The organism is Candidatus Tisiphia endosymbiont of Melanophora roralis, from assembly GCF_964026575.1.
GTDB lineage: Bacteria > Pseudomonadota > Alphaproteobacteria > Rickettsiales > Rickettsiaceae > Tisiphia.
In genome coordinates, this window is record NZ_OZ032161.1 from 1,204,549 (window position 1) to 1,229,818 (window position 25,270).

The following is a 25,270-nucleotide window of genomic DNA, read 5'->3' on the forward strand; positions in this document are numbered from 1 at the left end:
CCAACTCTTCATTTACGAGCAGTTATAATATGTCAACTAATCAACAACAATCAATAGCAGAATTAGAATATGGAGCTGACTCCATCAAAGTTTTAAAAGGTCTTGAGGCAGTAAAAAAAAGACCCGGTATGTATATTGGTGATACTGACGATGGTTCAGGATTACATCATATGATTTATGAGGTTGTTGATAACGCAATCGATGAAGCTTTAGCTGATTATTGTAACTTAATTGAAATAATACTAAATGCAAACGGATCTGTAACAGTGCGTGATAATGGACGTGGGATACCTGTTGATATTCATGAAGAAGGTATATCAGCAGCCGAGGTTATTATGACTCAACTGCATGCTGGAGGCAAGTTTGATCAGAATTCTTATAAAATATCTGGTGGATTACATGGTGTTGGTGTATCTGTGGTAAATGCTCTGTCAGAATGGTTAGAACTTAAAATTTGGCGGGCTAATAAGGAGTATTTTATAAAATTCAGAGATGGTGCTACTGAAGTACCATTGTTACTGAAAGGAGATTCATCAGAGAAGAATGGTACTGAAATTACTTTTCTTCCATCTGTTACAACTTTTAGTACGATCGAATTTAATTTTGCTACTGTAGAGCATAGGCTTAGAGAACTAGCCTTTTTAAATTCCGGTGTAAGGATATTATTAAAGGATCATCGTTTTTCTGAACAACAGGAAGTAGAATTCTGCTTCACTGGTGGTGTAGAAGCTTATGTCAAGTATGTTGATAGAGCCAAAACCTCATTACATAAATGTATAGCACTCAATACCAATAACCAAGCAACAGGGATTACTTTCGAACTAGCTATGAATTGGAATGATTCATATCATGAAAATATTTTATGTTTTACCAATAATATAAGGCAGCGTGATGGTGGTACGCACCTTATTGCCTTTAAAGCCGCTCTTACTAGAGTTGTCACAACTTATATTGAGAATACTCAGCTTAACAAAAAAAATAAAGTAAATTTCACTGGTGATGATACGAGAGAAGGTCTCTCATGTATTTTATCAGTAAAAGTACCAGACCCTAAGTTTTCTTCACAAACTAAAGATAAATTAGTTAGTTCTGAAGTTCGACCTATCGTAGAAAGTGCCGTATATACTAAGATTTTGGAATGGTTTGAAGAACATCCTAGTGACGCAAAAATAATTATTAATAAAATTATTGAAGCTGCAACTGCTAGAGAAGCAGCAAAAAGAGCAAGGGAATTAACTCGTCGGAAATCGGCTCTCGAAATTTCTAACTTACCTGGAAAACTTGCTGATTGTCAAGAGAAAGACCCTGCTCTTTCAGAGTTATTTATTGTGGAAGGAGATTCTGCCGGTGGTACAGCAAAGCAGGGTAGAGATAGGAAATTTCAAGCAATTTTACCACTGCGAGGTAAAATCTTAAACGTTGAAAGAGCTAGATTTGATAAAATGTTAAACTCTGAGCAAGTAGGGACTCTAATAACAGCTCTTGGCACTGCTATTGGTAATGAAGAGTTTTCTTTGGAGAAGTTAAGATATCATAAAATAATTATTATGACTGATGCTGATGTTGATGGTTCGCACATCAGAACCTTATTACTTACTTTCTTTTACCGGCATATGCGTCAATTAATTGATAAAGGATATCTATATATAGCTCAGCCGCCTTTATATAAAATAAAAAAAGGTAATAACGAGCTTTATTTAAAAAATGAACAAGCTCTGCAAGATTATTTAATCAAATCTACTATTAGTGATGCAACAATTATGTTGTATAATGGGGCAGAGATCATTGGTAATGATCTTGAGGGGGTAATAAAGGCGGTTATTAGGTTCACTACGTTACTTGACCAAGTAAGCAAAAAATTTAATCGGCAAATTGCAGAATGTCTAGCTATAAAAGATTTATTAGGTAATCAAATATTTGATGAAAATAAAACAAATGAAATAAATCAGGCTTTAAATATTTTAAATCTTGGTGATATTACACCTGATAAGACAGATTGGCAGTTTATAGTTAACGCAAATAATATAGAATTTTTCCGTTTTGTTCGGGGGGTAAAAGAAAGTAAAATTTTATCAAAAGAACAGCTTGAGTCTTTTGAATTTATTCAGCTAGCTAAAGCATTTACCCCACTTGTAAATTTATTTATTGGACAAGCAAAGTTGTTGATCAAAAACCAAGAATTTATGATTACGTTACCTAGTATCTTGCTGAATTATATATTAGAACATGGTAAAAAAGGTATATCTATTCAACGTTTTAAAGGTCTTGGAGAGATGAATTCTGATCAGTTAGGAGAGACAACATTAGATCCACAAAAAAGAACTTTACTGCAAGTTAAAGTACATGAACAAGATAGTGCCGAGGTGATTTTTTCAACATTAATGGGAGATATTGTTGAACCTAGAAGACAATTCATTCAAGCAAATGCTTTGAATGTAGTTAATTTAGATGTTTAAAACTCATAGGCACTCCCTTAAAGGTTAACTAAGTTTTTATAGCAAGAAGTAGAAGTGTATTGGGATACCATTCATCCAAATGGTGACTATTTGTTATTGCATTCGACCTTAATTAACCCGAGTTGCCAATTAATTATACTGGCAAAAGCTATATTTAAAGCTGATTCCATGTGAGGCTCGATACTAAAACATTTTCAATACAAACATATTTCTAAAAAATATAGTTTTTATTGAGTGTTTTAATGTTACAAATTAACCTCAAACGTTCATAAAACCTAGCTCTGCTCTTATAAATTAATTGGCAACTCGGGTTACTTATAAATGTTCACAAAGGCTAATTTTACAATTCACATTTAACCTAATTTTTCTTTACATTATTCAACTTTGGCTTTATTCCTCATTTGTAATAAAACTGAGGCTTGTTTATCACTTAACCAAATAGATTGAGTTTTAAGAAAATTTTGCTGCAAAGTAGAAATAGACTTCTTTCGAAACTCTACTTCTGCTGGTGATTTGTACGTCGATGCGGTACTCGAATCCTCACGTACATTAGAGTACGCTGCGGGTCGAGGTTCCGCGTCTCCTTCACACCCTTGTGCATAAGCGAGTTTCGAAAGAAGTCTAATATTGTTTGTAAATTTTTGTTCTACAAATTTATCATAGCTATATTCTACTAGCACTATTTTACCAATCTGATTTTTTAGGTGTTTTTCAATAGAATCTAAATTTTGAGGTTTATCGTCTATCACCACTCTTAACAAACTGATTCCAATGACTGCTCTATTTTAACCACACTAAACCCTAGTCGTGTTGCCTGTTTTTGCAGATTTTTTACCATTGTTTCTTGGTATTGTTTTTCGTACGTTTCAATTCCCTGTTCGACGTAGTCTTGACCATATTTTAATAATCGATAAAACATACATGCCAACTTCCTTGCTGTTGCTGTAATAGCTTTTGGTGTACCAGCTCTACTTTTTATCCTTCTGTAAAATCCTGCTAGTGCTGATTTACCTCTACCTAGATTAAGAGCTGCCATCCTGAATGCCATACTTGCTTTATTTTCTACCTTTTTTGTTCTCGTATCAAATACTTTACCACCGGTAATTTTATTAGCAGGACTTAAGCCAAGCCAAGATGTAAAATGTTTCTCTGTACTCCATTTGTCCATATCTAACCCCACTTCCGATACTATCGTTTGTACACTTAGCTCACTTAGCCCTGGAATTGCAGTAAAATCTGCTCCTGCTGCGTTATATAGTGATTGTTGTAAATCAAACTTTGGAGAATTTTTGTTCTTGCGTTGCTTATTTGTTACATCACCATCACCACGTTTATCAAACTCTTTGTAACAGCTTTCTATTGCTTCGTCACACTCCTTGATTTGTTTTAGGTAAAATTCATAAATATCTAATTCTTGCTTTAATACTACAAGATGCTCTTTGCGATAATCTCCCTCCAAAGCTTTGATAATAGTCTTTTTATCACTTTTTATACGACTATCCCTAAATGTGACTAATTTATTTGCATCCCTTTCACCAGCAATAATTGCTTTTATTATACTCATTCCTGTAACACCTGTTATATCACTAATCACATGATGTAATTGGATATTCATTTCATTCAGTGCTTTCTGCATACGGTTTACATGGGTTGCAGCATTCTTTGTTAATCTGTCTCTTTGTCTAGTAAGAGTTCTTAATTCACATATCTGATCTTTTGGACGAAATGAACCACTTAACAATCCATAGCTATGAAGTTGTTGTAACCACTGACAATCAGCTACATCTGTTTTACGTCCAGGTACGTTTTTCACATGCCTAGCATTCACCAATATAACTTCAAAGCCAGTAGTCTCTAAAATCTGAAATACAGGTATCCAATATATCCCTGTTGATTCCATAGCTATCGTCTTAACTCCACATTTTTTTAACCAATCTGCCATTTCTCTTAAATCACTGGTAAAAGCAGCAAATTTTCGTACATTCTTTTCATCCCTATCAGCTGGTACACAAACATAATGTTCTCTAGAACCAATATCAATACCTGCCGCATCAGGATTAATTACAGATAGTTTCTGTTTATCATTCTTTTTATTTGTCATATCATCTCCTACACTAAGAATTAGACCGAGCTAATTTTAAGTTGGAGTATTGAATGAAAAAATTAATCTCTTAAACGAGGTCTCTTACGTATCATAAACACATAATGCCATCAATGATATTACCAACAACTCCAAAACCATGCTATCTTACGGGCTGCCTTAAAGCTGCACCATTGTGGTGGTCGGTTATAGCTCTTTACCAACTCGGCTAACTGTAACTTTAACACACAATAATCGCAAACACTATACCTTGTTGTTGATGGCTTACCACCAAAGTTTGTTTATGTTTTTACAAATGTGCAGCAGTTTGTTTGGTGCTATCTATAAAGTCTAATAAAGCTAAGGATTATGATTGGCAATCAAGAATAGCCCAAATCCATAATACTGAGATTATAGAATATTATGGCTTTAAAAAGCTTGAGCAAGCTGATTTGTCATCAATAAAGGAATTTATTGAAACTGATCTATTAACTCAAGGCTTACAGGTAAGCCAAATTAATGACGAGGTATACAAATTCCTGAAAAAATCTAAAATTGAGCCTTCTGCTGCTAATGAGCTAAGTAGGTATATCAGTAGTATTTATACCCAGTATGAGAGGCGATTTTTTACTGAATGCAAACAACATTTGCCATTAAATAGTCAGCAGGAACTAAATAAGATTTTAGGAATGTATGATAATGATCAAACTATATTAAACTTTATTAGAATGCCAGTGGGTAAGGTATCAACGACAACTATTACTGAAGAACAAGAAAAGTTAAGCTATCTTGAAAAAACAGGAGTACTTTATAAATATTTCTTCAATAATATCCCAAGGAAATTATTGAAGAAATATCACGACAGAGTGGCTACCTTTACCCCTTTCCGATTAGTTGAGATTAAGGATAGTGATCCAAATAAATTTTATGGTTTACTAGCCTGCTTTTGTAAATATAAAGGGGCTAGAATTATTGATAATTTTATTGAGATATTAGTCAAGAAATTAAAGAAGTTAGAGCAATTCGGTAAAGTTAAAATTAAAGAAGAGCTTTGGGAAGACTATACAAGAGAGAATAAAGACGACCTACTGGATAATTTAGTGGATATTTCATTAGCCCACCTAGATGATATTATTAAGGAAAAGATTTACCCTGAAGTCGGAGGAAGAGAGAAATTAGAACAAAGCAAATTATCGCACGCCAGTCATTTAAACAAGCTCGCAGAGAATCAGAATACAAGCACTTACGCTCCCTTTATGTACATGGTTACCGCAAAGAGATATTTTTAATACTGAATAGGTTAAGATTAAGAGCAAATAGCAATAATTTAGCCCTAGAAGCTATGAACTTTATTGTAAAACATCAAAATGATGATGCTTATAAGGCTGAGTATTATCCAGTGGATTGTGAAATTATTACTAAAGGGCTTATTTCACCATTAGACTTAAAGGTTATACAAAACTCTGAAGGAAAAATTAATAGGCTGTATTATGAGATTGCTATATTAAGTTTACTAAAAAAAGAACTAAGATGTAAAAATATTTGGACTGAGAGTACGTTTAAGTATTGTGATCCTGAGAAAGACTTACCAGTATATTCTCAAAAGGTTAAAAGCTTACACTGTAAGATGTTAAATATTTCTGAGAATCCACACAAGGAAGTATTAGTTCTTAAGCACAATATGCTAAAAGCTTTAAAGGAGTTTAACTCCAGTATTGCTAATGATTCAGAAGTTAGAATAGGTATAAAAGCTAAGAAACCTCATATTTATCTAACTCCATATGTTGCACAACCTACTCCTATTAACATAGAATTATTAAAAGATGAGATAGCCTGTCTATGGTCTAATACTAGCTTACTTGACATCTTAAAAGAGGCAGACTTAAGAGTTGGTTTAACCTCAGAACTTATAGAGATTCATGGTAAGAGAATATTAGATGATAAGTTATTACAACAAAGACTATTACTTTCTTTATTTGCTATAGCAACCAATACTGAATTTAACAAGGTTTGTTCTAGTATTCCAAATATCTCAGAGTCTGATTTACGATATGTTAGAAAGCGTTTTATTACCCCAGAATTTCTCAAGTATATTATTAGAAAGTTAGTTAACGCTACTATTGCCATTAGAGACAAACAAATATGGGGAGAGATAGTTAATAGCTTTGCTTCTGATTCTACTAAGTTTACTGCTTGGAGTGGGAATTTAATGACTGAATACCATATACGCTATCAAGGTTATGGTATTATGGCTTATTGGCATGTAGATAAGAAAGCATTGTGTATTTCATCACAAATAATTAGATGCGGTGCTTCAGAAATTGCCGCAATGCTTGCTGGAATTATTCATCACGCTACCAATGCAAAAGTAGAACATCATTCAACTGATACTCATGGCCAAAGCTTGGTAGCGTTTGCTTTTGCTTACCTACTTGGTGTTGACCTTAGGCCAAGAATTAAAGGTATAGGACGCATAAAGTTATATAAAGCCGATGGCAATATAGCTAAATCTAGTTACTCTAATCTTGAAGAAGTAATGACTAGGCCAATTAACTGGCAGTTAATTATCGAGAATTATGATCAGATCATCAGGTATGTAGCGGCTTTAAAGCTTGGCACTGCCGAACCAGAAGTATTACTAAAAAGATTCATTAGCGATAATATCCAAAGCCCAGTATATAAAGCTATTTTGGAGTTAGGAAGAGCAGCGAGGACTATTTATGTATGCAGGTACTTATCATCAAAAGAATTACGTATTGAAGTTGAAGAAGCTTTAAATGTAATAGAAAACTGGAACTCTGGTAATAACTTTGTCTTTTTTGGTAAGAGAGGGGTTATCTCGTCAAACGATGAGATAGATCAAGAACTTTCTATCTTATGTTTACATTTACTCCAGTCATCGTTGGTATATATCAATACATTAATGCAACAGAAAGTTTTAAAAACTGATGAATGGCAACAGCGTTTAATACTTGAAGATAAGAGAGCTTTAACCCCATTATTTTATAAGCATATCAATCAATACGGTCTTTATAAGCTTGATATGAACGAACGCATTAAGATAGAGGGACTGTATGCTTGAGAGTACAACCACTGTACCGCAAAAGGCAAAACAAGTTGCTAAATTGCTTAGAAGTGAAAGACCTGATTATTTTTACTTGAAGGAATTGTTTAGACAGCTTAGGAAAATATTGGATGTTAAAGTGCAAACTAAATCTAAGAAATTGCCATATGTACCTTCAGATGAAGAGATAAAAAAATATTACGAGATTTCTAGCTCAAAACACTCTTTTTGTTCAGATTGAGCTTGCAATAAAGCTGATAAAGTATTTGCTGTTTCATGAATTTGATATAGTTCCTGTAGATGCGTTTGTTCTAAAATAATAGCCTCACGCAAATTGGCTAATTTTTGAAACTCATCCAACAATTGTTCTGATAAATTATCAATTTTTTTAATAGTTTTTGATTTTAAAGTACTTAAGTCAGCTAATATATCATCCGATGAATTATTGATTGCTTTGGTTACTATTTGTTGTTTCTCTTCCTGCTTTTTATGTTCTTGAGGACTCGCAACCTGTTTTTCAGTTAATTTTGTTACCACCTCATTATAGGCTGCTAAGATCTGATCCTTAGTACTTTTAACCGAAACTTCTTGAATATTCTGTTTTTTTGTCATCTTCTTAAAACTACTTATAATTTTTTACTATAAACACACGCATGGTAAACTTTTCTCTATTTCTTATAATTGTAATAGCAGATTAGATTGTAAACTAATATCAACCATTACACAAGTTAGATATAAAATACTTTTCTTTTTGAAAACGTATTATTTTGCTAAAATAGGAGACCATTCAAAAGCAGGGGCAAAGCTACATTTTGCTAAAAAATATGCCTAGCTTTTTATAAAAATATATTACAAAATGAATCTATAACACCTGAAACATATTTTACCCTATTTGATGTAACTGATAAACTGATAAATTGCTTTTATTATGTCTGACAATACTAATACTAATTGTCTTGCAATATAGAATTAACAGGTATAATTAATATTAGGTCTATCACCAGTTGGAATAGAATTAATAATTCTATCTTAAAAAATAATCAGTATTACTCGCTTTTATGCACTCTATTGTCAAAAATAATTCTTCTTGGAATGAAAATTTATGTTAAGTTATTATTTTTTTATTGACTTCCATTACGGATGCTGAGGTTATTATACGATTAGATTTCTTAGCTTTAGTTGTTCCAAGGTATATATCTCAAGGAATGCATAGATGGGACGTTATAATTTATGTTATGATATGTTTTATAAAAAGAAGTTATTTCGGGCAAATTTCATGCTGCTAGTTAGCTTTTGCCCCGTTTCTGTAATTTGACCCCATATTTGTTTTTTAGAAAAACCGCGTTGGTTAGAAATAAACATTTTTGTAAATGCATTTAAAATAATTAGGAATATCTATGAATAAAATGCAAAATAATCAGTTAGTTATTTATCAAACTGAAAATGGTGAAACCAAAGTTGACGTACAAATATATGATGACACGGTATGGCTTACTCAACAACAGATAGCAGAACTTTTTGATAAAGATAGAACAGTAATTACTAAACATATTAATAAAATCTTAGCAGAAGAGGAGCTTGATAACACAGTATGTGCAAAAATTGCACATACTGCATCAGATGGTAAGAAATATGATACGAAATATTATAATTTGGACATGATAATATCCGTTGGATACCGGGTAAACTCTAAACGAGGAGTGCAGTTTAGGAAATGGGCAGCCAAAATATTAAAAGATTATCTCATTAAAGGGTATAGCATTAATCAAGATAAAGTCGTGCAAAATAGACTAGTTCAGTTAAAGCAAACAGTTGAGCTATTATCAACGACTTTGATCAATCATAATTTAGTTAATGATACTGGTAGAGAACTAGTTAGTCTAATTAAAGCCTATAGTAAAACATGGGATATGCTGATTAAGTATGACGAAGATAATTTAAATATGCCAACGAACTTGCAGGAGGCAAGTAGTGGTTTACTAAATTACCAAGAATCAATACAGGCAATACTAGTATTAAGACAAGAATTACAACAACAAGGAGCAGAAGCCGGCAATTTATTTGGAGTTGAAAGGGATGATGCCTTGAGTGCTATTTTAGGTAATATAGATCAAACATTTGGCGGAGAGCAATTATATCAATCATCGCAATCTAATACTGATTATCTTTCAAAATAGAATTAATAATTTAATTCCAACTAATGATAGACCTAATACTAAATTATACCATGATACCATGTTAATTCTATTTTGAAAGATAATCAGTATAAGAGCTTGTCCGCAAACTAAGTAATAGAAGTAATCCTACGAAGAAGTAATCGACTCATAGCCAAAAAAATTATATTTTCACTAGAATCAGTAAGAAAATCATATTCCTTGGAGAGCCTTCTATTTCTATTTATCCAAGCAAAGCTTCTCTCAACAACCCATCGCCTTGGCTGTACTTTAAACCCAACTTCCCTTGTTGGCAATAGTTCTAGTGGTGTATTTTTTGGTATCCAAAATCTGCACACTGGGCGTTTAACAATTTCTAAATCTATGTTATACTTTTCCTTAATGAGACCCTTTAAATCTTTAGACTGATACCCCATATCAGCCCACATTTGTTTAATAGTAGTGTACTCTTTTTGCATGTTACTGAGTAGCACTGTAGCTCCGTATCGATCATTCTCATTCGCAGAACCGACATAACAACCTAATACAAAGCCTTGTGTATCGGTAATAATATGCCTCTTTCTGCCCTTAATTTTCTTAGCTCCATCATAACCTTTAGCTCCCCTTTTTCTGTTGTCTTGACAGACTGACTATCTATTATGCAAGCACTAGGATACTCATTTCTACCTAATTTTCGTCTAACATCCTTGATAAGTTCATGGTTCATACGTTCAAATACACCTTGCTTCTTCCATCTTCTAAATTGTTCATATACTGTCTTCCAAATTGGAAAGTCATGCGGCATATATCTCCACTGACACCCAGTACGTAATACATAAAAAATTGCATTCAAAATCTCTCTTTTGCTATGTTTTAAAGGTCTACCTCCCTTTACATACGATACTTGAAACAAACCCTCTATCCTTAACCATTCTTCATCTGTTAAATCTGTTGGATAATTTTTTCTGCTCATTCTTCTATACTTCTTACTAATAATACTTTGTTCACTTCATCATACCTTAATTTTAGTTTGCGGACAAGCTCTTAAGGAGATTACCACAATAAATATAGGTAAAATAAAAACATATTGGTCACCCACATTGTATTAAAAATAAAGCTATAGCTGTTTGTGTTTTTACTTTCTCATATAAAATGGGATCATCTTTTAACGTAATAATATTAACGTTCAATTTATCTAAAGTATTTTTTAACCTACGTTTTGCATCTGCAAAGTCCGTTGTTTCTTTTAATGCAGTTCTAGCAACACCCCCTACCATCGCAATACATGCTCCAATCCAAAATGCGATACGCCAATTAAATTCGTACTTAGTTGCAACGAAGGCAATGCCTAAAGCTGTTGTTCCCCCTAAAATAGAAAAAATTGCAATTAACATTACAGCAGGATATTGCATAGGGGGTCTTACAAATTCAGTTAAATAAATCTCTGCCCCTACTATTTCTCCCATGGAAGAAATACCTTGTAGCATACGACATAGGGTAACTATCCATGCTGCTGCTATACCTATTTGTTCATATGTCGGAAGAGTAGCTATTATAATACATGAAAGAGACATTAAAAATGTTGTAATAACAACAGTTATTTTTCGACCAATCTTATCGCCTATTTGACCAAAAACGAATGCACCAACTGGTCTTAAAACAAAAACGGAACAAAATGCAAAAGCAGACTGTAATGAAGCACTAAAAGGATCAGCTTTTGGAAAAAACAACTCATTCAACAATACAGCCATGTGTACGTATAGCATCAGATCAAAATACTCTAGGAACGTACCTATCGAAAGCAACCCAACTGCTTCTTTTTGTTCTTTAGTTAGACTAGTCTGATTATCAATAATTCTTATATCTGCTTGGACAAATTTGCTCATAATTATCTAACCATATATTTTAAGTAGTTACTCAATAACACTATGTACTTTGTATTTCACGTAAGTTGTCTTGATAAATTTGATAAAGATTTTCAATTGTTTGCTCATAATCAATAGGTTATGCTATAGTCCAATTAAACTGGTTAAAGATATTATATGTTTTATTTAACTTTAACGCTGAACTAAGTTTTCCTTTATCTAATGCATGACTACCATGTATTTTACCTTTTAGTCTAGCAGTGTTTATGCTTTCCTTAGTACGCTCTGCAATTAGAATTTTATCATCAATCGTGGAAATATTATCCATAGCCATCTTGATTTTTATACATATTGAACTTGTCTATGATAAAATTGAACTTCACTTTGATAATTTTAGAATGAATTTATAAGGTTTTTACACAATCTGCTGAATTCAACTTTGAAAAATGACATAAATGGCGTAAATATTTAATAGATAAATGACGCAAGCAAACTGGTTAGTTTTGGATAACTGTAATTTTTTTGTAAAATGAAGTCCAGCTAAAAATGGGGGGTACGTCTTGATGGGTATCTGTTCAGGTGAACGGTTAGTGACAATTACAATGATATCTGTTGACAAAAGGCATATATTGTCATACCATGATTGAATGATAAAAAAATATATTTACAATTTTTCATCAGAAAAAAATCAAAAACTTATACTGGAAAGGGGGATAAGTTTTGAAGAGATAATTTCGGCTATTGAAAGTAATTGTATATTAGACGTAATTGAGCATCCTAATTCGCAAAAGTACGCTAATCAACGAATGTATATTGTTAAGTTTAATCATTATATTTATCTTGTCCCTTTCGTTACTGGAGATGACGGAATAATTTTTCTTAAAACAATTTTTCCTAATCGTAAAGCAACACAAAAATATTTAAAGGAGGTGAAGAGCTATGAAAAAAAATGATTTCTCAGAAATATTACTTGATCAAGAAGAACTGCTATCTAATTCTTTTGATAATGAAGAATGGCAAACAGTAAAAAACATTCAGCAAGAAAAAAAAAGAGCTTTAGAAGCAGCAAACAATTATTTACAAAAGGATATGAGAATTAATATTCGTATTTCTAGCAGCGATTTGAATCGTATCAAACAAAAAGCTGCTTATGAAGGATTACCTTATCAAACTCTTATAGCTAGTATTCTTCATAAATATTCTGCAGGACATTTATAAATTGAAGATGTGTAGCCACAAATGAATAAGCTATTATGTTGTATTTAGGTTTTGGTTTTAGTACAGTCAAAGTAAAGTATTGTTGTACTAGTTGAACTCTAAAAAAATATTTTATAAAAGAATTTAGGGCATTAAGAGATATATTAAGGCATTTTGAAGATAATTTAGATGTTATGGCATTCGAAACTCCAATAGAACAGAGTTATATATATCATGCAATAAAATATGTACAAAAAATCGAACCTAAGATTATTAGGCATAAGTTAAATCAGGACTTAATTTGCATTACAGATTCTTATGCACCAAACATACAACAGATACAAAAATTATTAGAAGAAGGAGCTAATCCATTTGCAACAAACAAATTTGGTAATTCAGCCTTTTTTGCAGCATTAAGATCAGAGACAATAGATATTGCTAATTTGTCTTTAATCTTAATATTGGTCTATTATACATAATATATCTTATCATTGGTAAGCGATATAGATGGAATTATCTAGAAGATTTTAGTTTTTGGATTTCTTCAATAGTTCAACATCTAGTCGCTTATTAGATTTATAATTAAACTAATCATTAATTCTTTTTGCATTGGATCACTTTCTGCAATAAGCAAGGCAAGCGATGTCATGCTATTTGTTCCCATAGTGTTAAGCCCAATTTTTGCTTTACTCAAATAAAGCAAAAATAATAAACTACCTATTCTCTTATTACCGTCACTAAATGGATGATCCTTGATAATGAAATATAATAGATGTGCTGCCTTAGAGCTTGTCCGCAAACTAAGTAATAGAAGTAATCCTACGAAGAAGTAATCGACTCATAGCCAAAAAAATTATATTTTCACTAGAATCAGTAAGAAAATCATATTCCTTGGAGAGCCTTCTATTTCTATTTATCCAAGCAAAGCTTCTCTCAACAACCCATCGCCTTGGCTGTACTTTAAACCCAACTTCCCTTGTTGGCAATAGTTCTAGTGGTGTATTTTTTGGTATCCAAAATCTGCACACTGGGCGTTTAACAATTTCTAAATCTATGTTATACTTTTCCTTAATGAGACCCTTTAAATCTTTAGACTGATACCCCATATCAGCCCACATTTGTTTAATAGTAGTGTACTCTTTTTGCATGTTACTGAGTAGCACTGTAGCTCCGTATCGATCATTCTCATTCGCAGAACCGACATAACAACCTAATACAAAGCCTTGTGTATCGGTAATAATATGCCTCTTTCTGCCCTTAATTTTCTTAGCTCCATCATAACCTTTAGCTCCCCTTTTTCTGTTGTCTTGACAGACTGACTATCTATTATGCAAGCACTAGGATACTCATTTCTACCTAATTTTCGTCTAACATCCTTGATAAGTTCATGGTTCATACGTTCAAATACACCTTGCTTCTTCCATCTTCTAAATTGTTCATATACTGTCTTCCAAATTGGAAAGTCATGCGGCATATATCTCCACTGACACCCAGTACGTAATACATAAAAAATTGCATTCAAAATCTCTCTTTTGCTATGTTTTAAAGGTCTACCTCCCTTTACATACGATACTTGAAACAAACCCTCTATCCTTAACCATTCTTCATCTGTTAAATCTGTTGGATAATTTTTTCTGCTCATTCTTCTATACTTCTTACTAATAATACTTTGTTCACTTCATCATACCTTAATTTTAGTTTGCGGACAAGCTCTAAGACATCATATTTCTTCTCTTTATATAATAATTCTACCATTTCTGCTGAGCTAATCTTTCTGTTTGGTTTAATCCTAGTTAAATCGTCTACTTGTCCAGCGATTAGCTCTCCAAAAATACTAGCAATCATGCTTTTGGTAAGTTTAGTATCTTCTAGGCAATCATGAAGTATGGAGGTCACAGTTAAGTCAGTCCTAAAGTAGTTTTTAGCATTATCTGCTGCATATTCTACCAGCAGATACGCTACTTCTATTGGATGCGAGTAGTAAGGTTCTCCTGACTGCCTCATTTGCTCAGCATGATATTTTCTAGCATAGTAAATAGCTTTAGTTACTTCATCAATATCTATAGGTCGATTTACTCTGTTGTTTAGCTTCAAGAGCTTATCCAACAACCTATCAGAGTAATAACAAGATTGAAATTTTGATTGCCAACAACTAATATCATCCATTAAATACCTAACACATTATTTTAATTCTTATAATTATATACTCAATTAACCTGAAGAGTTGCAGAAATGGTTAACGGTAATAGTTTGGAAATTATCGTTTATTAAGGTACGTAACCTATCTTTATAATCGGCGATGTTGCTGAAAAATTTGTTTATTGCTTCCGAAAATTGTTCAAAATTATGATAAAATTTATTATTAGTTGTAATACTGTGCATAAACTTCCATAATCTCTCAATGGGGTTACTCATCTTCGAGATAAATATGAGCAGAAATTATGCTATAGAACGTGAGTATTATGCGACGAGTGGAGTGTAGAATTAAATTCTCGTTACTGACTACATTTTTTCACCTGTGGAATTTTATAATAAAGAAATACTGATAAAAGTGTACTTTAATGACAAGAGTTTTTATTTGAAACAAAACAATGGTAATACACATAAGAAGCATTATGTTGACTAATTTTTAGTATGTCAAGTAGAAAAGTGATGTTTACATGACTACAAACTTCATACCAAAACCACTGCGAACCTGATTCTTTAGACGTTTCAAGCACTTTTTCGTCTCGAAGATGAGTCACGATAGGAAGTACGAAGCAATATTGCAGGACGAGAATTTCTATTTGGAACAGTTGTAATATACATGAAAGAGATTATATCTCTAAATTCCAGCATTGTCAAATAAAAAATATCATTTACATGACTACAAATCTTATAGCAAAATCCTTATAAACCTCATTCTTTAGGTGTTTTAAGCACTTTTTCGTCTAGAAGATGAGTAACGATTGTGTAAGTTGAAAAAAGTAGTAAAAATAAGATTACTAAAAAACACTTACATGAGGTTGCCATGAAAGTACTTAACAAAGTGCTGGCTATAGCCACTTTCATCGCTGGGGGTAAGAATTCTCTATCTCATGGGTGTTAACATGATATAGTTGTTGACCATAGTGAAATTAATGGTTTAATAAACATATCAATAATAATTAATTCCTTGTTAATCTTTTTGTCATGTACTGATGAAATTCTTGGATAATGCAAAAATAGAAATCGACAACAATACCGCAGAGCGTGCAATGAGATCAATTGCCATAGGGCGAAAGAATTGACTTTTTGCTGGATCAGACAGTGGTAGTCATACTGCCACTATTATCTATTCCATTATCGAAACTGCTAAATTAAATAACATCAATCCTTGGAAATATACGCAAAAAGTGCTTGCAACAATTCAGGATTATAAAGCCCATAAAATTGCAGACCTCCTCCCTTGGAATATTATACTAGAATAAATAATAATTCTAGACCACCTTTACTAGATGGTTAAGATGTAGTCACTAGATGTAATCTGTATTTGCTTAAATTACTAGTGATGCTAGCTTATTTGTGCTATAATTTGTTAGATATAAGGCTTTACGGTAATTTTCAAATATAATCAACTAGTATGATAGTTAAACTTTCGGATACTAATACACAATTTAAAGATACTGATCCTGTTAAGGATAATAGTAATCCACCTAGAATGAGGGTAGATACTGATGATTTTAAAACATTATTGTTAAATAGTGATGTATTTGTTGATAAAAGCTTAATGATCAAAGAATTACTAGAAGACAGTGGAGAAGTAATTCTAATCACCCGACCAAGACGTTGGGGTAAGAGCTTAAATATGGATATGATTAGGAGATTTTTTGAAATAGAAATAGATGAGCATGGCAATCCCTTATCATTAGAGAATCAGAACAATATCAAATTATTTACAGGCGGAAAAATAGATTTAGGACTTGCAACTGGTAGAAAAAAATTACTTCAAAAGCTTAAAGTAACGGAGTATCCACATATTATTTTGGAATATCAAGGTCAATTTCCAGTAATATTCGTCACCTTTAAAAGCATAGAAGGTTCAAACTATTACGATATTGAACAAGGTGTAAAAAGCCAGTTACGGAAATTATTTCAGGCTCATAGCTATTTAAGTGATAGTAACAAACTGAAAACAAGTGAGATAGCTGATTTCAACCAATATTTATTTGGCGAGGTAACTCTAGACAATATCAAAAATAGTTTGGCTATTTTAAGCCATTTGCTTTACAAACATTATAATAGAAAGCCTTGGGTATTGATCGATGAATATGATACGCCAATTAATAGTGCTTACCGCTGGTTTGGCACTAATGAGGCAGAATTTCAGAAAGTGTTAGAAATTTTTCGTGGCATCATGAAGTCTACCTTTAAAAAGGAAACTGGCGATCAAGAATTGCCAGTTGAAAGGGGAGTGATTACGGGAATTTTACGGATTGCCAAAGCTGAATTGTTTTCTGGGCTAAATAATGTTAGTGAATATAGTTTGTTAGATGAACCATTTGCCAAAGTTTACGGATTCACTGAAGCAGAAGTAGAAGAGTTATTAACTAAAGTACCACTTGATACTAGTCCAGAAAAAATTAAGGATTGGTATAATGGTTATAAATTTGGTGGCGAGATCATCTATAATCCTTGGTCAATTATGCGATGCTTAGCAAGCAAAGGGAAGCTAGATCATTATTGGATTGATAGTGGCGGAACTGGGTGGATCGACCACATCTTGTTATCGGATGAGATGCAGCAGGATATTCAAACATTAGCCGCTGGTGGAGCTATCACCTCTAGCATTACCAAACATATTAGTTTCATGGACATTGGTCAGCCGGAAGGGTTGTTTAGTTTATTGTTATTTAGTGGCTATTTAAATCCACATGCTAAGATGCCAGAAAGGGATATTTATGAACTATCTATTCCTAATTATGAAGTAAAATATATTTACGAGAAAAGAGTACTCCAATGGGTTAGTAAACAAATAAACATTGATAGTTCTAGGTACTACTCATTTATTAGCTTGTTAATAGATGGCAAAATAGAGGAGTTTAAACAAAAAATGCAGGAGTTGCTGCACAGTAGCACTAGTTTTCATCAGGTAGGGGAGAAAAAGGCAGAGTTATTTTATAGTGGCTTTATGCTAGGGATTGTTAATATGCTAGCACCGAGCTATATCATATCAAGTGAGCAAGAATCAGGTGATGGACGCCCTGATGTAATCATGATCCCCAAAGCTGGCAAAGGAGATAAGGCAATTATTATTGAGTATAAGATAGCTAAAAATGCAGAAGATTTAACGACTATAGCAGGGTCTGGTCTACAACAAATTATTGATAGGAAATATGATACTAAAATAAAAGAACATCAACATGTTAAACAAATACTAAAAATCTGCATGGCTTTTTGCGGTAAGAATATGGAGTTACAATACCAAGTTAATGAACCCTAATAATAGAATGTAATGGCTTAAATAACTAATAATTTTATGTCTATCGTGGTTCTGAAATTGTCCACTACGCCCCGTCACTGTGGTACATTAAGTAGCCCAAAGGGCTGCCATTGTTAATTAAAATTCTCCTGTTTCGTCAGAACCTAGACTATCAAGTTAACCCCAGCATCGATATGAGACATGGATTTAACATTCTCGATGTTTCTGCGAAGGCACAACTGTTGAAAGTTAAAAAATCGTCTATTAGCGAAGTGCTGTTGTAAGGCTTAAACCGTCATTGCGAGGAACTGCTGCAAGCGGTGACGTGGCAATCTTATGAAGGAGACCTTGACTATCATGAAGATTGCCACAGTGCCTAACGGTGCTTCGCTAATAGACGATTTTTTAACTTTCAACAGTTGTGACTAGCAGGGGGGTGACATCAAAAGGGAATCAATGGTTCAGCCCTAATGGGGATTATACTGATAATTTATTACATCGAAATTTGTGTTTTTTTACTTAGAGTCCTTGACTTCGTTAAATTAATAACGTTATATTGTATACTTAAGAAATGTTAATTAAGTAGGAGTAGTTGTATGACAAGTGGTAAAGAAAACTTAAGGTTTGCCAATGAATCTGTGAATAAGCTAGCTGAGGCTGCAATTGCAGCCTATGTTAGCTTACCACCATCTTCTCCTGATAAGAAAAATTTAGAAGATGTTGCTGAGATTATAACTAGTACGATAAATGTTGCGGATGGAAGTAACTTACAGAAAAATCTAGAAGCGTTAACCAAAAAGGTTGAAAACAGTAAAAATCGTTCCCCAATTGTTATTAAAGCAAGGGAATGGACTCGTTCTCTTATTAAGTTTTTAAAATTTTCATTTAGTAAACAACATAAAGAAGAGTTAAAACAAGTAGAATCAGATTTTATTAAAGAGCTTGAACTTATAAAAAGTTACTATAAGGCTGTTCCCCCTGTGCAGGAGCAAATATCTACAAGCATTCCAGCAAAAGAAACCGGGGTTTTGCCCCCATCTTTGGTAGAAACTCAGCAGAAACCTCATGTAACGACGGCTACCACAGCACCGGTAGTAGTACATGAAACTGCACACTTTACTATCTCAGTGCAGGCAACAGTTACTCCTCCTAACGATCCAGTTACGCCACCACCACCGCCACCGCCACCTCCTCCGCCTTCACCTCTTCATTCTAATATAGTGCTGCAACAGATATCTCAAGCTGATTTGTTGGCGGCTATAACAAAAGGTAACTTTAAGTTAAACAAAGTAGAAGATCGAACATTAAATGAATTACCTGCAGACCAAGCAGATGATCCCTTTATGAATGAGTTGCAGAAAAAGTTGGCAGTACGTCGAGGATTTATTGAGAGACAAGGCGATAAGAAGGTATCTCCAACATATGCTAAAGACGCTGCTGAATTTGAAAGGCTGGGAAGAGAAGAAGAAGCACGCCAAAAAAGACAGGAGGAGATAGATGCTCCAAGGATAGCAGCAGCACTGAGGGAAGAGGCGGGAAAGAAGTTAGCAGCTGAAAAGATACTATCTCCTCCTAAGGTTCAATCTAAGCTTGGAGAAATTCCACCACCACCTCCTCAGCCACTTTCTCTGCCTAGTACAAACTCGCTACCTAATATTAGAAAATTAGAAACAGCTGTAGAAGAATCCCCAACAACCAAGCCACAGACTGAGCAAAAGAGACCGGGGTTTGCTGTCGGTTCAGCAGATATCACAAATGCACTAGCAGGGTTAAGAAAAGCAGTTATTTCTCCTCAAAAAGAAACAGAAGCACCTACACAAAATTTGGGAGTAAAACTTAAACAAAAAACAGATGCACATACTAGGTAATCGACAAAACAGTGCAATCCAGCTCAATAGGCTTCGATGTCATTCCTAGCTAAAAGTGGGAATTCAAAAAATAGCCTGCAAAAGTTATATGGTTATGATATACTAAACCTCAATTTCGGATTAATTTCATTAATCCGAAATTGGAATGACAACGAGAGTGCTTAATAAAAAAGTAAGTATTTTATACTAAAATTGAGGAAATTATGATATATTGCAAACAATCTAACCAAACATCTTATCCTTTTGTCTTGCCGGAATTACCTTATGGTAAAAGTGATTTTGTTCCGCATTTTTCCCCTGAAACTTTTGACTACCACCATGGGAAACACCACCAAACATATGTAACTAACCTGAATAATCTTTTACAAGATAATCAGGAATTGCAGAAAAAAAGTTTGGAAGAATTAATAATTTCTACAAGCATAAAACCAACTGAAGCAGCCATATTTAATAATGCAGCACAAATATGGAATCATACTTTCTTTTGGCATTCTATTAAGCCTTCAGGTGGAGGAAAGCCTACTGGTAAGATATTGGAACAGATAAATAAAGATTTTGGCAGTTACGAGAATTTTGCTACTGAATTTAAGCAAGCAGCAGTAAGCCAATTTGGTAGCGGCTGGGCGTGGTTAGTCTCTAATAATGGGAAATTACAAATAGTAAAAACGAGTAATGGTGAAACTCCTATTACTAAATCTATGAAACCTCTGCTTACCTGTGATGTTTGGGAGCATGCATACTATATAGATTATCGTAATAAGCGTCCAGACTATGTCTCAGTTTATATAGAACATATGATTAATTGGCAATTTGCTGAAAGTCATCTTTGAAACTGAATTTTAGAAAAAATACAATCAATAATTAAGGTAATTAGTTATGAAAAGAAAGCATACTGATATAGAAAAATCATTAGTAAACGTAAAGGAATATCAAGACCTTTGTTCCTGTGCAGATTCACAACACTACAGCAAACTAGAAAAGCATGATAAGAGATATCTTAAAACAGCACTAAGAGAAGTACAAGATTCATTAGACATAAAGAAAAAGAAAGAACTCTGCAACAATTATGATCCAAACTACTACGGTGTCGTAGGCATATTAAAGGTTATTAAAGTAGCCCAAAAACATAAAATAGAACTACCAAATAGATTAACATTCTGTAACTCTATGAATAAAAAAGCAAGTTGCTCAGAAGATGAAGCTAAAAATGGCTTTGTTGCATAAATAGGATTTGAGATACATTACTCACCAAATTGTAAAAAATGGTATCATGATTCTCTACAAGACTGTTAGGAGAAGTTAATATTTGTGTCATATTCCCTCCCCCTGAAAATCAGTTAGAAAGAAAATTTGTCTAATATTTTTGTGACTATAAATTGGTTGCAAAGTTGAATAAAATCGCCTGACTACAATTAGGAATCCCCCTGAAACCCTGATAAGTATTTGGCGAAACCGGGGGGATTCGAACCTCCGACCTAGCGATTAGGAATCGCTCGCTCTATCCTGCTGAGCTACGGCTTCTTTTTTACTGTTTTTGAAGATTAATCATTAGACAATGAGGTCTATTATAGCAAAATTTTCAACAGTTACAAGCGTGTGACACAAAATCAAAAGGATTGACATGTTTATTATTAAGCCAAATCTCAAAATGTAAATGTTCCCCAGTACTATTGCCACTATTCCCTTGAAGCCCAATCATTTGACCTTTTATAACCATATCTCCTTCTTTTACATGTATTTTTCTCAAGTGAGCATATTTAGTGATAAATTTATTTGAATGTTTTATTTCTATTAAATTTCCATAAGCACGTTCTCGCCTTATGGTAGTAATTATTCCATCAGCAGAGGCATAAATAGGAGAGCTACTATAGCCTTTTAAGTCTGTCCCACAGTGGAATTTTTTTTGTTTTTTCCTAGGGTGTTTGCGTACGCCGTAATGACTGGTAATCTTTACGTTATTATATTGTGGTAACATTATAGGAATAGTAGTAGTTAGCTTATTTAATTGTGCTAGCTCATTAATATTATGGGAACTATTTTTATTACTAGCTTTTTGAACAAGTCGTAATTCTTCTTGGGATAAGAACTTATACTTACAATTTAATTTTAGTAGCAAGTCCTTAATCTTGGTTGACCTGATCATTGCTTGGTTATTAATATTCTCAGCACAGCTGGCTTTAAATTTTTGTAAAAAAACCTTATTATATTGGCTATCATTAATAATAAGACCAAAATCTTTTGCATAGATGCAGTTATTTTTACTTAGTGCTGCTAAATTATATTGTATAATTAAAGTGCCGTGATTTAGTTTATGATCTTTTTGTAATTGCTGAGCGGTAACAGTTAAAAGCGTCTTGTTGGTAGATGAAGAGCTACATCCTTGTAATAATAGTATAGTTAACAACAATATACAAAATTTAAGCATTTATTGCCTTTTATACCAAAGAAAATAAACCGGTATTCCGCTTAATATAAATGAGATAGCTGGTATTATGACCTTTAATGGTGTCTCACAAATAATCCATAGGCAAAAAGCAATTGATCCGAAGGCAATTAACCATTTATATAGTGAAGATTCTTCTAACTTTGCTAGCAGTAATTTTAAAAAAGCTACACTACAGGCTAGATATACAAATAAAAAAGAGATAACTGAAAAACTAATTATTGCGGTAACTTGTTCTGACAAATCTTCATTTGTTGTACTAATCAATAATAATAATATTCCAATGCAACTTACAAACAAACTCCAAATTGGCGCTCCATTTTTATTTTTCTTAGCAAAAAAAGATGGCATTAAACCGTCTTGTGCTAATCCTAAAGCAATTTGTCCGCTGATTAATACCCAAGCATTTAACGTTCCAATGCAAATAATTGAAGCAAGCAAAGAAATAAGTAGATGCCACTGACCGCTAAAAATTATTTGAGTAGCATCTACATAAGGGGCGTTAGAATGTATCAAATCTTCTCGTGGAATTAAACCAATTATTCCAATACTATTAATAAGGTATAAAATAGCCACACAGAGTGTACCCATTACTATTGCTCTTGGTATTGTTTTTGATGGGTTAATTACTGAACCAGCCTGAGCAGTTGCTGACTCTACACCAATAAATCCCCAAAATGTCAGTAACGTTACTTCACCAAGAATTTGAGAAAAAGTTAAATTAGTTATTCTCTTATCCATAACAAAATTATTACTATCAAACTGATATAATGCTACAACTGGTATTATTATTAATGGAATAAATTTTAACATTGCTAGTATAAATTCAGCACGCCCCGCTACTCCTATACCTTTAAAGTTTAGTAACATAACAGCAAATAACAATAATATTTGCAGAATTAAGCATATAAAACTATTACGCACACCAATTAAAGGTGTTAAATATGTAACAGCTGAAATAACTACTACAGCTGTACTAACCCATGAAATAATCCAATAAGTCCAGCCAGTAAAGAATGCTACATCATTGCCAAATGCCTGCTTTAAATAAACATGAGGTCCACCTGTTTGTGGAAATCGTGCACAAAGTATACCAAATAAAAGTGCTATTATTATGGCACCACAGGAAGATACTATCCATCCAACTAAACTAAAAATACCAAATGGGGCTAAACCTGCTGGCAATATCAAAATAGCAGTGCCAAGTTGGCTACCAATAACTAAACCCAAAACTGACCAAAAACCAAGCTTTTGTGACATGTAATCTTGTGACATATAATCCTTAAGATGTAATAATCATAAACTTTACATAAAAAAATAAAAACTTGAAAACTGATCTATCAATTTTCAAGTTTTTGCAAGCAATATATTATATTCGACAATTATATTGTTGTTTCTTATGATCGCATATAGCTTTGCCAGCGTAGATCATGAGTAGGTCATTCCTAGCTAAAAGCAGGAATCCAAAAAATAGCCTGCAAAGGCTATTAGATATTATAGATTTCCGCCATTGCTAAAAATGACATACTAGTGATCCACGTTGGCAAAGTCTACGCAAGGATGACATCATTTTTACCACATCAAGATACTGGTGACCCCTACGGGACTCGAACCCGTGTTTTCACCGTGAAAGGGTAACGTCCTAACCACTAGACGAAGGGGCCATAAACTTTTTGGCATAGCTAACTAGAGAAGGTTTTAGCCATAGTAATGGGGATAGCCTTAATGTCATTCCCACGTAGGTAGCGGAATCTAAAAAAATAGCTTAAAAGACTATTAGATATCCCGCTACCTACGCAGGAATGACATACTTTTAACTAAGATATCAACATGCAACTAAAACATTCTCGGGTTAGCTATAGCCTATCTATATTCTCAGAATCAGAGCGTTCTAGTTTATACAGTATCTATGAAATATTGCAAGTATGATTTTATCGTTTTTTCTTATTTTTTCCGTCGGTAGTTTTATTGAACCTACCAATATTTTTTACAAACTTTTGTAGCCCATTTAATTCTGTACCATAAGTTTTCGTATATTCTTTAATTAACATTATATCATCTTTATGTGAGTCATTAAGTACTAAAACTTCTTCAATTATATCATTTTTATTAAAAGTAATTCTTACTATTCTTTGTTCAATCACTTTTGGTTTAAACCATGCTCTCCTAGCTAAAGAACGTTGAACATAATACCAAGTATTAGGTGTATAGTCAGGTATAATTGTTGGTGTGCCAATTAAATCTTTTACCTCGGATTTACTAAGCCTCCTCTCCTCAAGCGTAGGTAATAAATTATCATCCACATACTGCCCTCTTGATTCTATAGTTTGACAACTACATAATGTAAAGAATATTGATGAAACAAGAAAAGTCCGAATTATAAAAAATTTCATAAAATTTATGTTTGAAATACCTAGATTTTGCAATGGAAGTATAATATACTGCTTCATCGATTTGACAAACACTTTTTCACAGATTAAGTATAATTTTTAAGAGGCTATATGGCAGTTCCAAAGAAGAAAACATCAAAATCAAGACGTAATATGAGACGCTCTCATCTTGCACTTGGTAAGATTAATGTAGTAGTAGATTCTCAAACAGGAGAATATAAACTTCCTCATCATATATCTTTAGCTGATGGCACATATAATGGTCGTCAAGTTATTGTGAAGAAAGAAGAAAAAGATGAAGAAGTAGCATAAAC

29 protein-coding genes and 2 tRNA genes are annotated in these 25,270 nt (G+C 33.2%); 15 read left to right on the plus strand and 16 right to left on the minus strand.

Going from position 1 to position 25,270, the window contains the following annotated elements:
• Window positions 1-29 precede the first annotated feature (29 nt).
• Entirely contained in the window at window positions 30-2,456 is a 2,427-nt protein-coding gene (gene gyrB / locus AAGD53_RS05735; protein WP_341762537.1) for a DNA topoisomerase (ATP-hydrolyzing) subunit B, read from the plus strand.
• A 374-nt stretch (window positions 2,457-2,830) separates the two neighbouring features.
• On the opposite strand, the gene AAGD53_RS05740 is transcribed toward gyrB, so the two are convergent.
• Window positions 2,831-3,205, minus strand: coding sequence for a palindromic element RPE1 domain-containing protein (locus tag AAGD53_RS05740; protein WP_341762538.1), 375 nt, complete (start codon window positions 3,203-3,205; stop codon window positions 2,831-2,833).
• 5 nt (window positions 3,206-3,210) lie between these two features.
• Window positions 3,211-4,557 (minus strand): IS110 family transposase, encoded by a 1,347-nt coding sequence (locus tag AAGD53_RS05745; RefSeq protein WP_341762534.1) that lies wholly within the window; start codon window positions 4,555-4,557, stop codon window positions 3,211-3,213.
• A 311-nt stretch (window positions 4,558-4,868) separates the two neighbouring features.
• Between AAGD53_RS05745 and AAGD53_RS05750 the strand changes: the two genes are divergently transcribed.
• Genes AAGD53_RS05750 through AAGD53_RS05760 form a run of 3 tightly spaced genes read left to right on the plus strand, consistent with a single transcriptional unit; the run spans window position 4,869 to window position 7,841 of the window.
• Window positions 4,869-5,825: a hypothetical protein gene (locus tag AAGD53_RS05750; protein ID WP_341762539.1), complete on the plus strand. Its 957-nt coding sequence runs from the start codon at window positions 4,869-4,871 to the stop codon at window positions 5,823-5,825.
• A 53-nt stretch (window positions 5,826-5,878) separates the two neighbouring features.
• Window positions 5,879-7,618 (plus strand): transposase, encoded by a 1,740-nt coding sequence (locus AAGD53_RS05755; RefSeq protein ID WP_341762540.1) that lies wholly within the window; start codon window positions 5,879-5,881, stop codon window positions 7,616-7,618.
• Window positions 7,611-7,841, plus strand: coding sequence for a hypothetical protein (locus AAGD53_RS05760; protein ID WP_341762541.1), 231 nt, complete (start codon window positions 7,611-7,613; stop codon window positions 7,839-7,841). The genes AAGD53_RS05755 and AAGD53_RS05760 overlap by 8 nt, the downstream gene beginning before the upstream one ends.
• Here AAGD53_RS05760 and AAGD53_RS05765 read toward each other — a convergent pair.
• Window positions 7,799-8,212: a hypothetical protein gene (locus AAGD53_RS05765; protein WP_341762542.1), complete on the minus strand. Its 414-nt coding sequence runs from the start codon at window positions 8,210-8,212 to the stop codon at window positions 7,799-7,801. The two genes, AAGD53_RS05760 and AAGD53_RS05765, sit on opposite strands and share 43 nt — an antisense overlap.
• A gap of 785 nt (window positions 8,213-8,997) precedes the next feature.
• Between AAGD53_RS05765 and AAGD53_RS05770 the strand changes: the two genes are divergently transcribed.
• The gene (locus tag AAGD53_RS05770) at window positions 8,998-9,777 is read left to right on the plus strand and encodes a virulence RhuM family protein (protein ID WP_341762543.1); all 780 of its coding nucleotides are present in this window, start codon (window positions 8,998-9,000) and stop codon (window positions 9,775-9,777) included.
• A 107-nt stretch (window positions 9,778-9,884) separates the two neighbouring features.
• Here the strand turns inward: AAGD53_RS05770 and AAGD53_RS05775 are convergent.
• From AAGD53_RS05775 to AAGD53_RS05785, 3 genes are all read right to left on the minus strand, one after another.
• Window positions 9,885-10,726, minus strand: a protein-coding gene (locus AAGD53_RS05775; RefSeq protein WP_341762384.1) for an IS5 family transposase whose coding sequence is annotated in 2 segments (ribosomal slippage) — window positions 9,885-10,354 and window positions 10,354-10,726 — 843 coding nt in all. Because the reading frame shifts where the segments join, the coding sequence is not laid out codon by codon here.
• A 118-nt stretch (window positions 10,727-10,844) separates the two neighbouring features.
• The gene (locus AAGD53_RS05780) at window positions 10,845-11,639 is read right to left on the minus strand and encodes an MFS transporter (protein ID WP_341762544.1); all 795 of its coding nucleotides are present in this window, start codon (window positions 11,637-11,639) and stop codon (window positions 10,845-10,847) included.
• 118 nt (window positions 11,640-11,757) lie between these two features.
• Entirely contained in the window at window positions 11,758-11,946 is a 189-nt protein-coding gene (locus tag AAGD53_RS05785; RefSeq protein WP_341762545.1) for a hypothetical protein, read from the minus strand.
• A gap of 319 nt (window positions 11,947-12,265) precedes the next feature.
• Here AAGD53_RS05785 and AAGD53_RS05790 point away from each other — a divergent pair, with 319 nt between their 5' ends.
• The 3 genes from AAGD53_RS05790 to AAGD53_RS05800 all read left to right on the plus strand — a co-directional run bounded on the left by AAGD53_RS05790 (window position 12,266) and on the right by AAGD53_RS05800 (window position 13,294).
• The gene (locus tag AAGD53_RS05790; RefSeq protein WP_341762546.1) at window positions 12,266-12,571 is read left to right on the plus strand and encodes a toxin; all 306 of its coding nucleotides are present in this window, start codon (window positions 12,266-12,268) and stop codon (window positions 12,569-12,571) included.
• Window positions 12,558-12,836 carry a CopG family antitoxin gene (locus AAGD53_RS05795; RefSeq protein ID WP_341762547.1) on the plus strand — a complete coding sequence of 93 codons (279 nt, stop codon included), beginning with the start codon at window positions 12,558-12,560 and terminating at the stop codon, window positions 12,834-12,836. The genes AAGD53_RS05790 and AAGD53_RS05795 overlap by 14 nt, the downstream gene beginning before the upstream one ends.
• Window positions 12,837-13,009: 173 nt before the next feature.
• On the plus strand, window positions 13,010-13,294 hold the full coding sequence (locus tag AAGD53_RS05800) for a hypothetical protein (RefSeq protein ID WP_341762548.1): 285 nt from the start codon (window positions 13,010-13,012) through the stop codon (window positions 13,292-13,294).
• Window positions 13,295-13,374: 80 nt separating this feature from the next.
• Here AAGD53_RS05800 and AAGD53_RS05805 read toward each other — a convergent pair whose 3' ends face one another.
• The 5 genes from AAGD53_RS05805 to AAGD53_RS05825 form a co-directional block, all read right to left on the minus strand.
• Window positions 13,375-13,614, minus strand: coding sequence for a Fic family protein (locus AAGD53_RS05805; RefSeq protein ID WP_341762549.1), 240 nt, complete (start codon window positions 13,612-13,614; stop codon window positions 13,375-13,377).
• Window position 13,615: 1 nt separating this feature from the next.
• Window positions 13,616-14,457, minus strand: a protein-coding gene (locus tag AAGD53_RS05810) for an IS5 family transposase (RefSeq protein WP_341762384.1) whose coding sequence is annotated in 2 segments (ribosomal slippage) — window positions 13,616-14,085 and window positions 14,085-14,457 — 843 coding nt in all. Because the reading frame shifts where the segments join, the coding sequence is not laid out codon by codon here.
• On the minus strand, window positions 14,454-14,981 hold the full coding sequence (locus AAGD53_RS05815; protein WP_341762550.1) for an HD domain-containing protein: 528 nt from the start codon (window positions 14,979-14,981) through the stop codon (window positions 14,454-14,456). The genes AAGD53_RS05810 and AAGD53_RS05815 overlap by 4 nt, the downstream gene beginning before the upstream one ends.
• A gap of 45 nt (window positions 14,982-15,026) precedes the next feature.
• Entirely contained in the window at window positions 15,027-15,197 is a 171-nt protein-coding gene (locus AAGD53_RS05820; protein WP_341762551.1) for a hypothetical protein, read from the minus strand.
• A 330-nt stretch (window positions 15,198-15,527) separates the two neighbouring features.
• Window positions 15,528-15,653, minus strand: coding sequence for a hypothetical protein (locus AAGD53_RS05825; RefSeq protein WP_341762552.1), 126 nt, complete (start codon window positions 15,651-15,653; stop codon window positions 15,528-15,530).
• 341 nt (window positions 15,654-15,994) lie between these two features.
• Here AAGD53_RS05825 and AAGD53_RS07780 point away from each other — a divergent pair, with 341 nt between their 5' ends.
• The 6 genes from AAGD53_RS07780 (at window position 15,995) to AAGD53_RS05845 (ending at window position 21,347) form a co-directional block, all read left to right on the plus strand.
• Window positions 15,995-16,084, plus strand: a complete 90-nt coding sequence (locus AAGD53_RS07780) for an IS66 family transposase (protein ID WP_410521098.1) — start codon at window positions 15,995-15,997, stop codon at window positions 16,082-16,084.
• A 78-nt stretch (window positions 16,085-16,162) separates the two neighbouring features.
• The gene (locus AAGD53_RS07785; RefSeq protein WP_410521128.1) at window positions 16,163-16,264 is read left to right on the plus strand and encodes a hypothetical protein; all 102 of its coding nucleotides are present in this window, start codon (window positions 16,163-16,165) and stop codon (window positions 16,262-16,264) included.
• A 152-nt stretch (window positions 16,265-16,416) separates the two neighbouring features.
• Window positions 16,417-18,276, plus strand: a complete 1,860-nt coding sequence (locus tag AAGD53_RS05830) for an AAA family ATPase (protein ID WP_341762553.1) — start codon at window positions 16,417-16,419, stop codon at window positions 18,274-18,276.
• 575 nt (window positions 18,277-18,851) lie between these two features.
• Entirely contained in the window at window positions 18,852-20,123 is a 1,272-nt protein-coding gene (locus tag AAGD53_RS05835) for a hypothetical protein (protein ID WP_341762554.1), read from the plus strand.
• A gap of 203 nt (window positions 20,124-20,326) precedes the next feature.
• The gene (locus AAGD53_RS05840) at window positions 20,327-20,953 is read left to right on the plus strand and encodes a superoxide dismutase (RefSeq protein WP_341762555.1); all 627 of its coding nucleotides are present in this window, start codon (window positions 20,327-20,329) and stop codon (window positions 20,951-20,953) included.
• Window positions 20,954-20,999: 46 nt separating this feature from the next.
• Window positions 21,000-21,347: a hypothetical protein gene (locus tag AAGD53_RS05845; protein WP_341762556.1), complete on the plus strand. Its 348-nt coding sequence runs from the start codon at window positions 21,000-21,002 to the stop codon at window positions 21,345-21,347.
• A gap of 220 nt (window positions 21,348-21,567) precedes the next feature.
• Here AAGD53_RS05845 and AAGD53_RS05850 read toward each other — a convergent pair.
• The 5 genes from AAGD53_RS05850 to AAGD53_RS05870 form a co-directional block, all read right to left on the minus strand.
• Window positions 21,568-21,644 (minus strand) — tRNA-Arg (locus AAGD53_RS05850).
• Between the two features lie 58 nt (window positions 21,645-21,702).
• A complete protein-coding gene (locus AAGD53_RS05855) occupies window positions 21,703-22,548 on the minus strand; it encodes a M23 family metallopeptidase (protein ID WP_341762557.1) in 846 nt (281 codons plus the stop codon).
• A complete protein-coding gene (locus AAGD53_RS05860) occupies window positions 22,549-23,826 on the minus strand; it encodes an APC family permease (protein WP_341763431.1) in 1,278 nt (425 codons plus the stop codon).
• Between the two features lie 329 nt (window positions 23,827-24,155).
• A tRNA-Glu gene (locus AAGD53_RS05865) sits at window positions 24,156-24,230 on the minus strand.
• 267 nt (window positions 24,231-24,497) lie between these two features.
• Complete coding sequence (locus AAGD53_RS05870; protein WP_341762558.1) at window positions 24,498-24,959, minus strand: outer membrane protein assembly factor BamE; 462 nt, start codon at window positions 24,957-24,959, stop codon at window positions 24,498-24,500.
• A gap of 108 nt (window positions 24,960-25,067) precedes the next feature.
• On the opposite strand from AAGD53_RS05870, the gene rpmF reads away from it, so the two are divergent.
• Window positions 25,068-25,268 carry a 50S ribosomal protein L32 gene (rpmF, locus tag AAGD53_RS05875; protein WP_341751317.1) on the plus strand — a complete coding sequence of 67 codons (201 nt, stop codon included), beginning with the start codon at window positions 25,068-25,070 and terminating at the stop codon, window positions 25,266-25,268.
• Window positions 25,269-25,270: the final 2 nt, after the last annotated feature.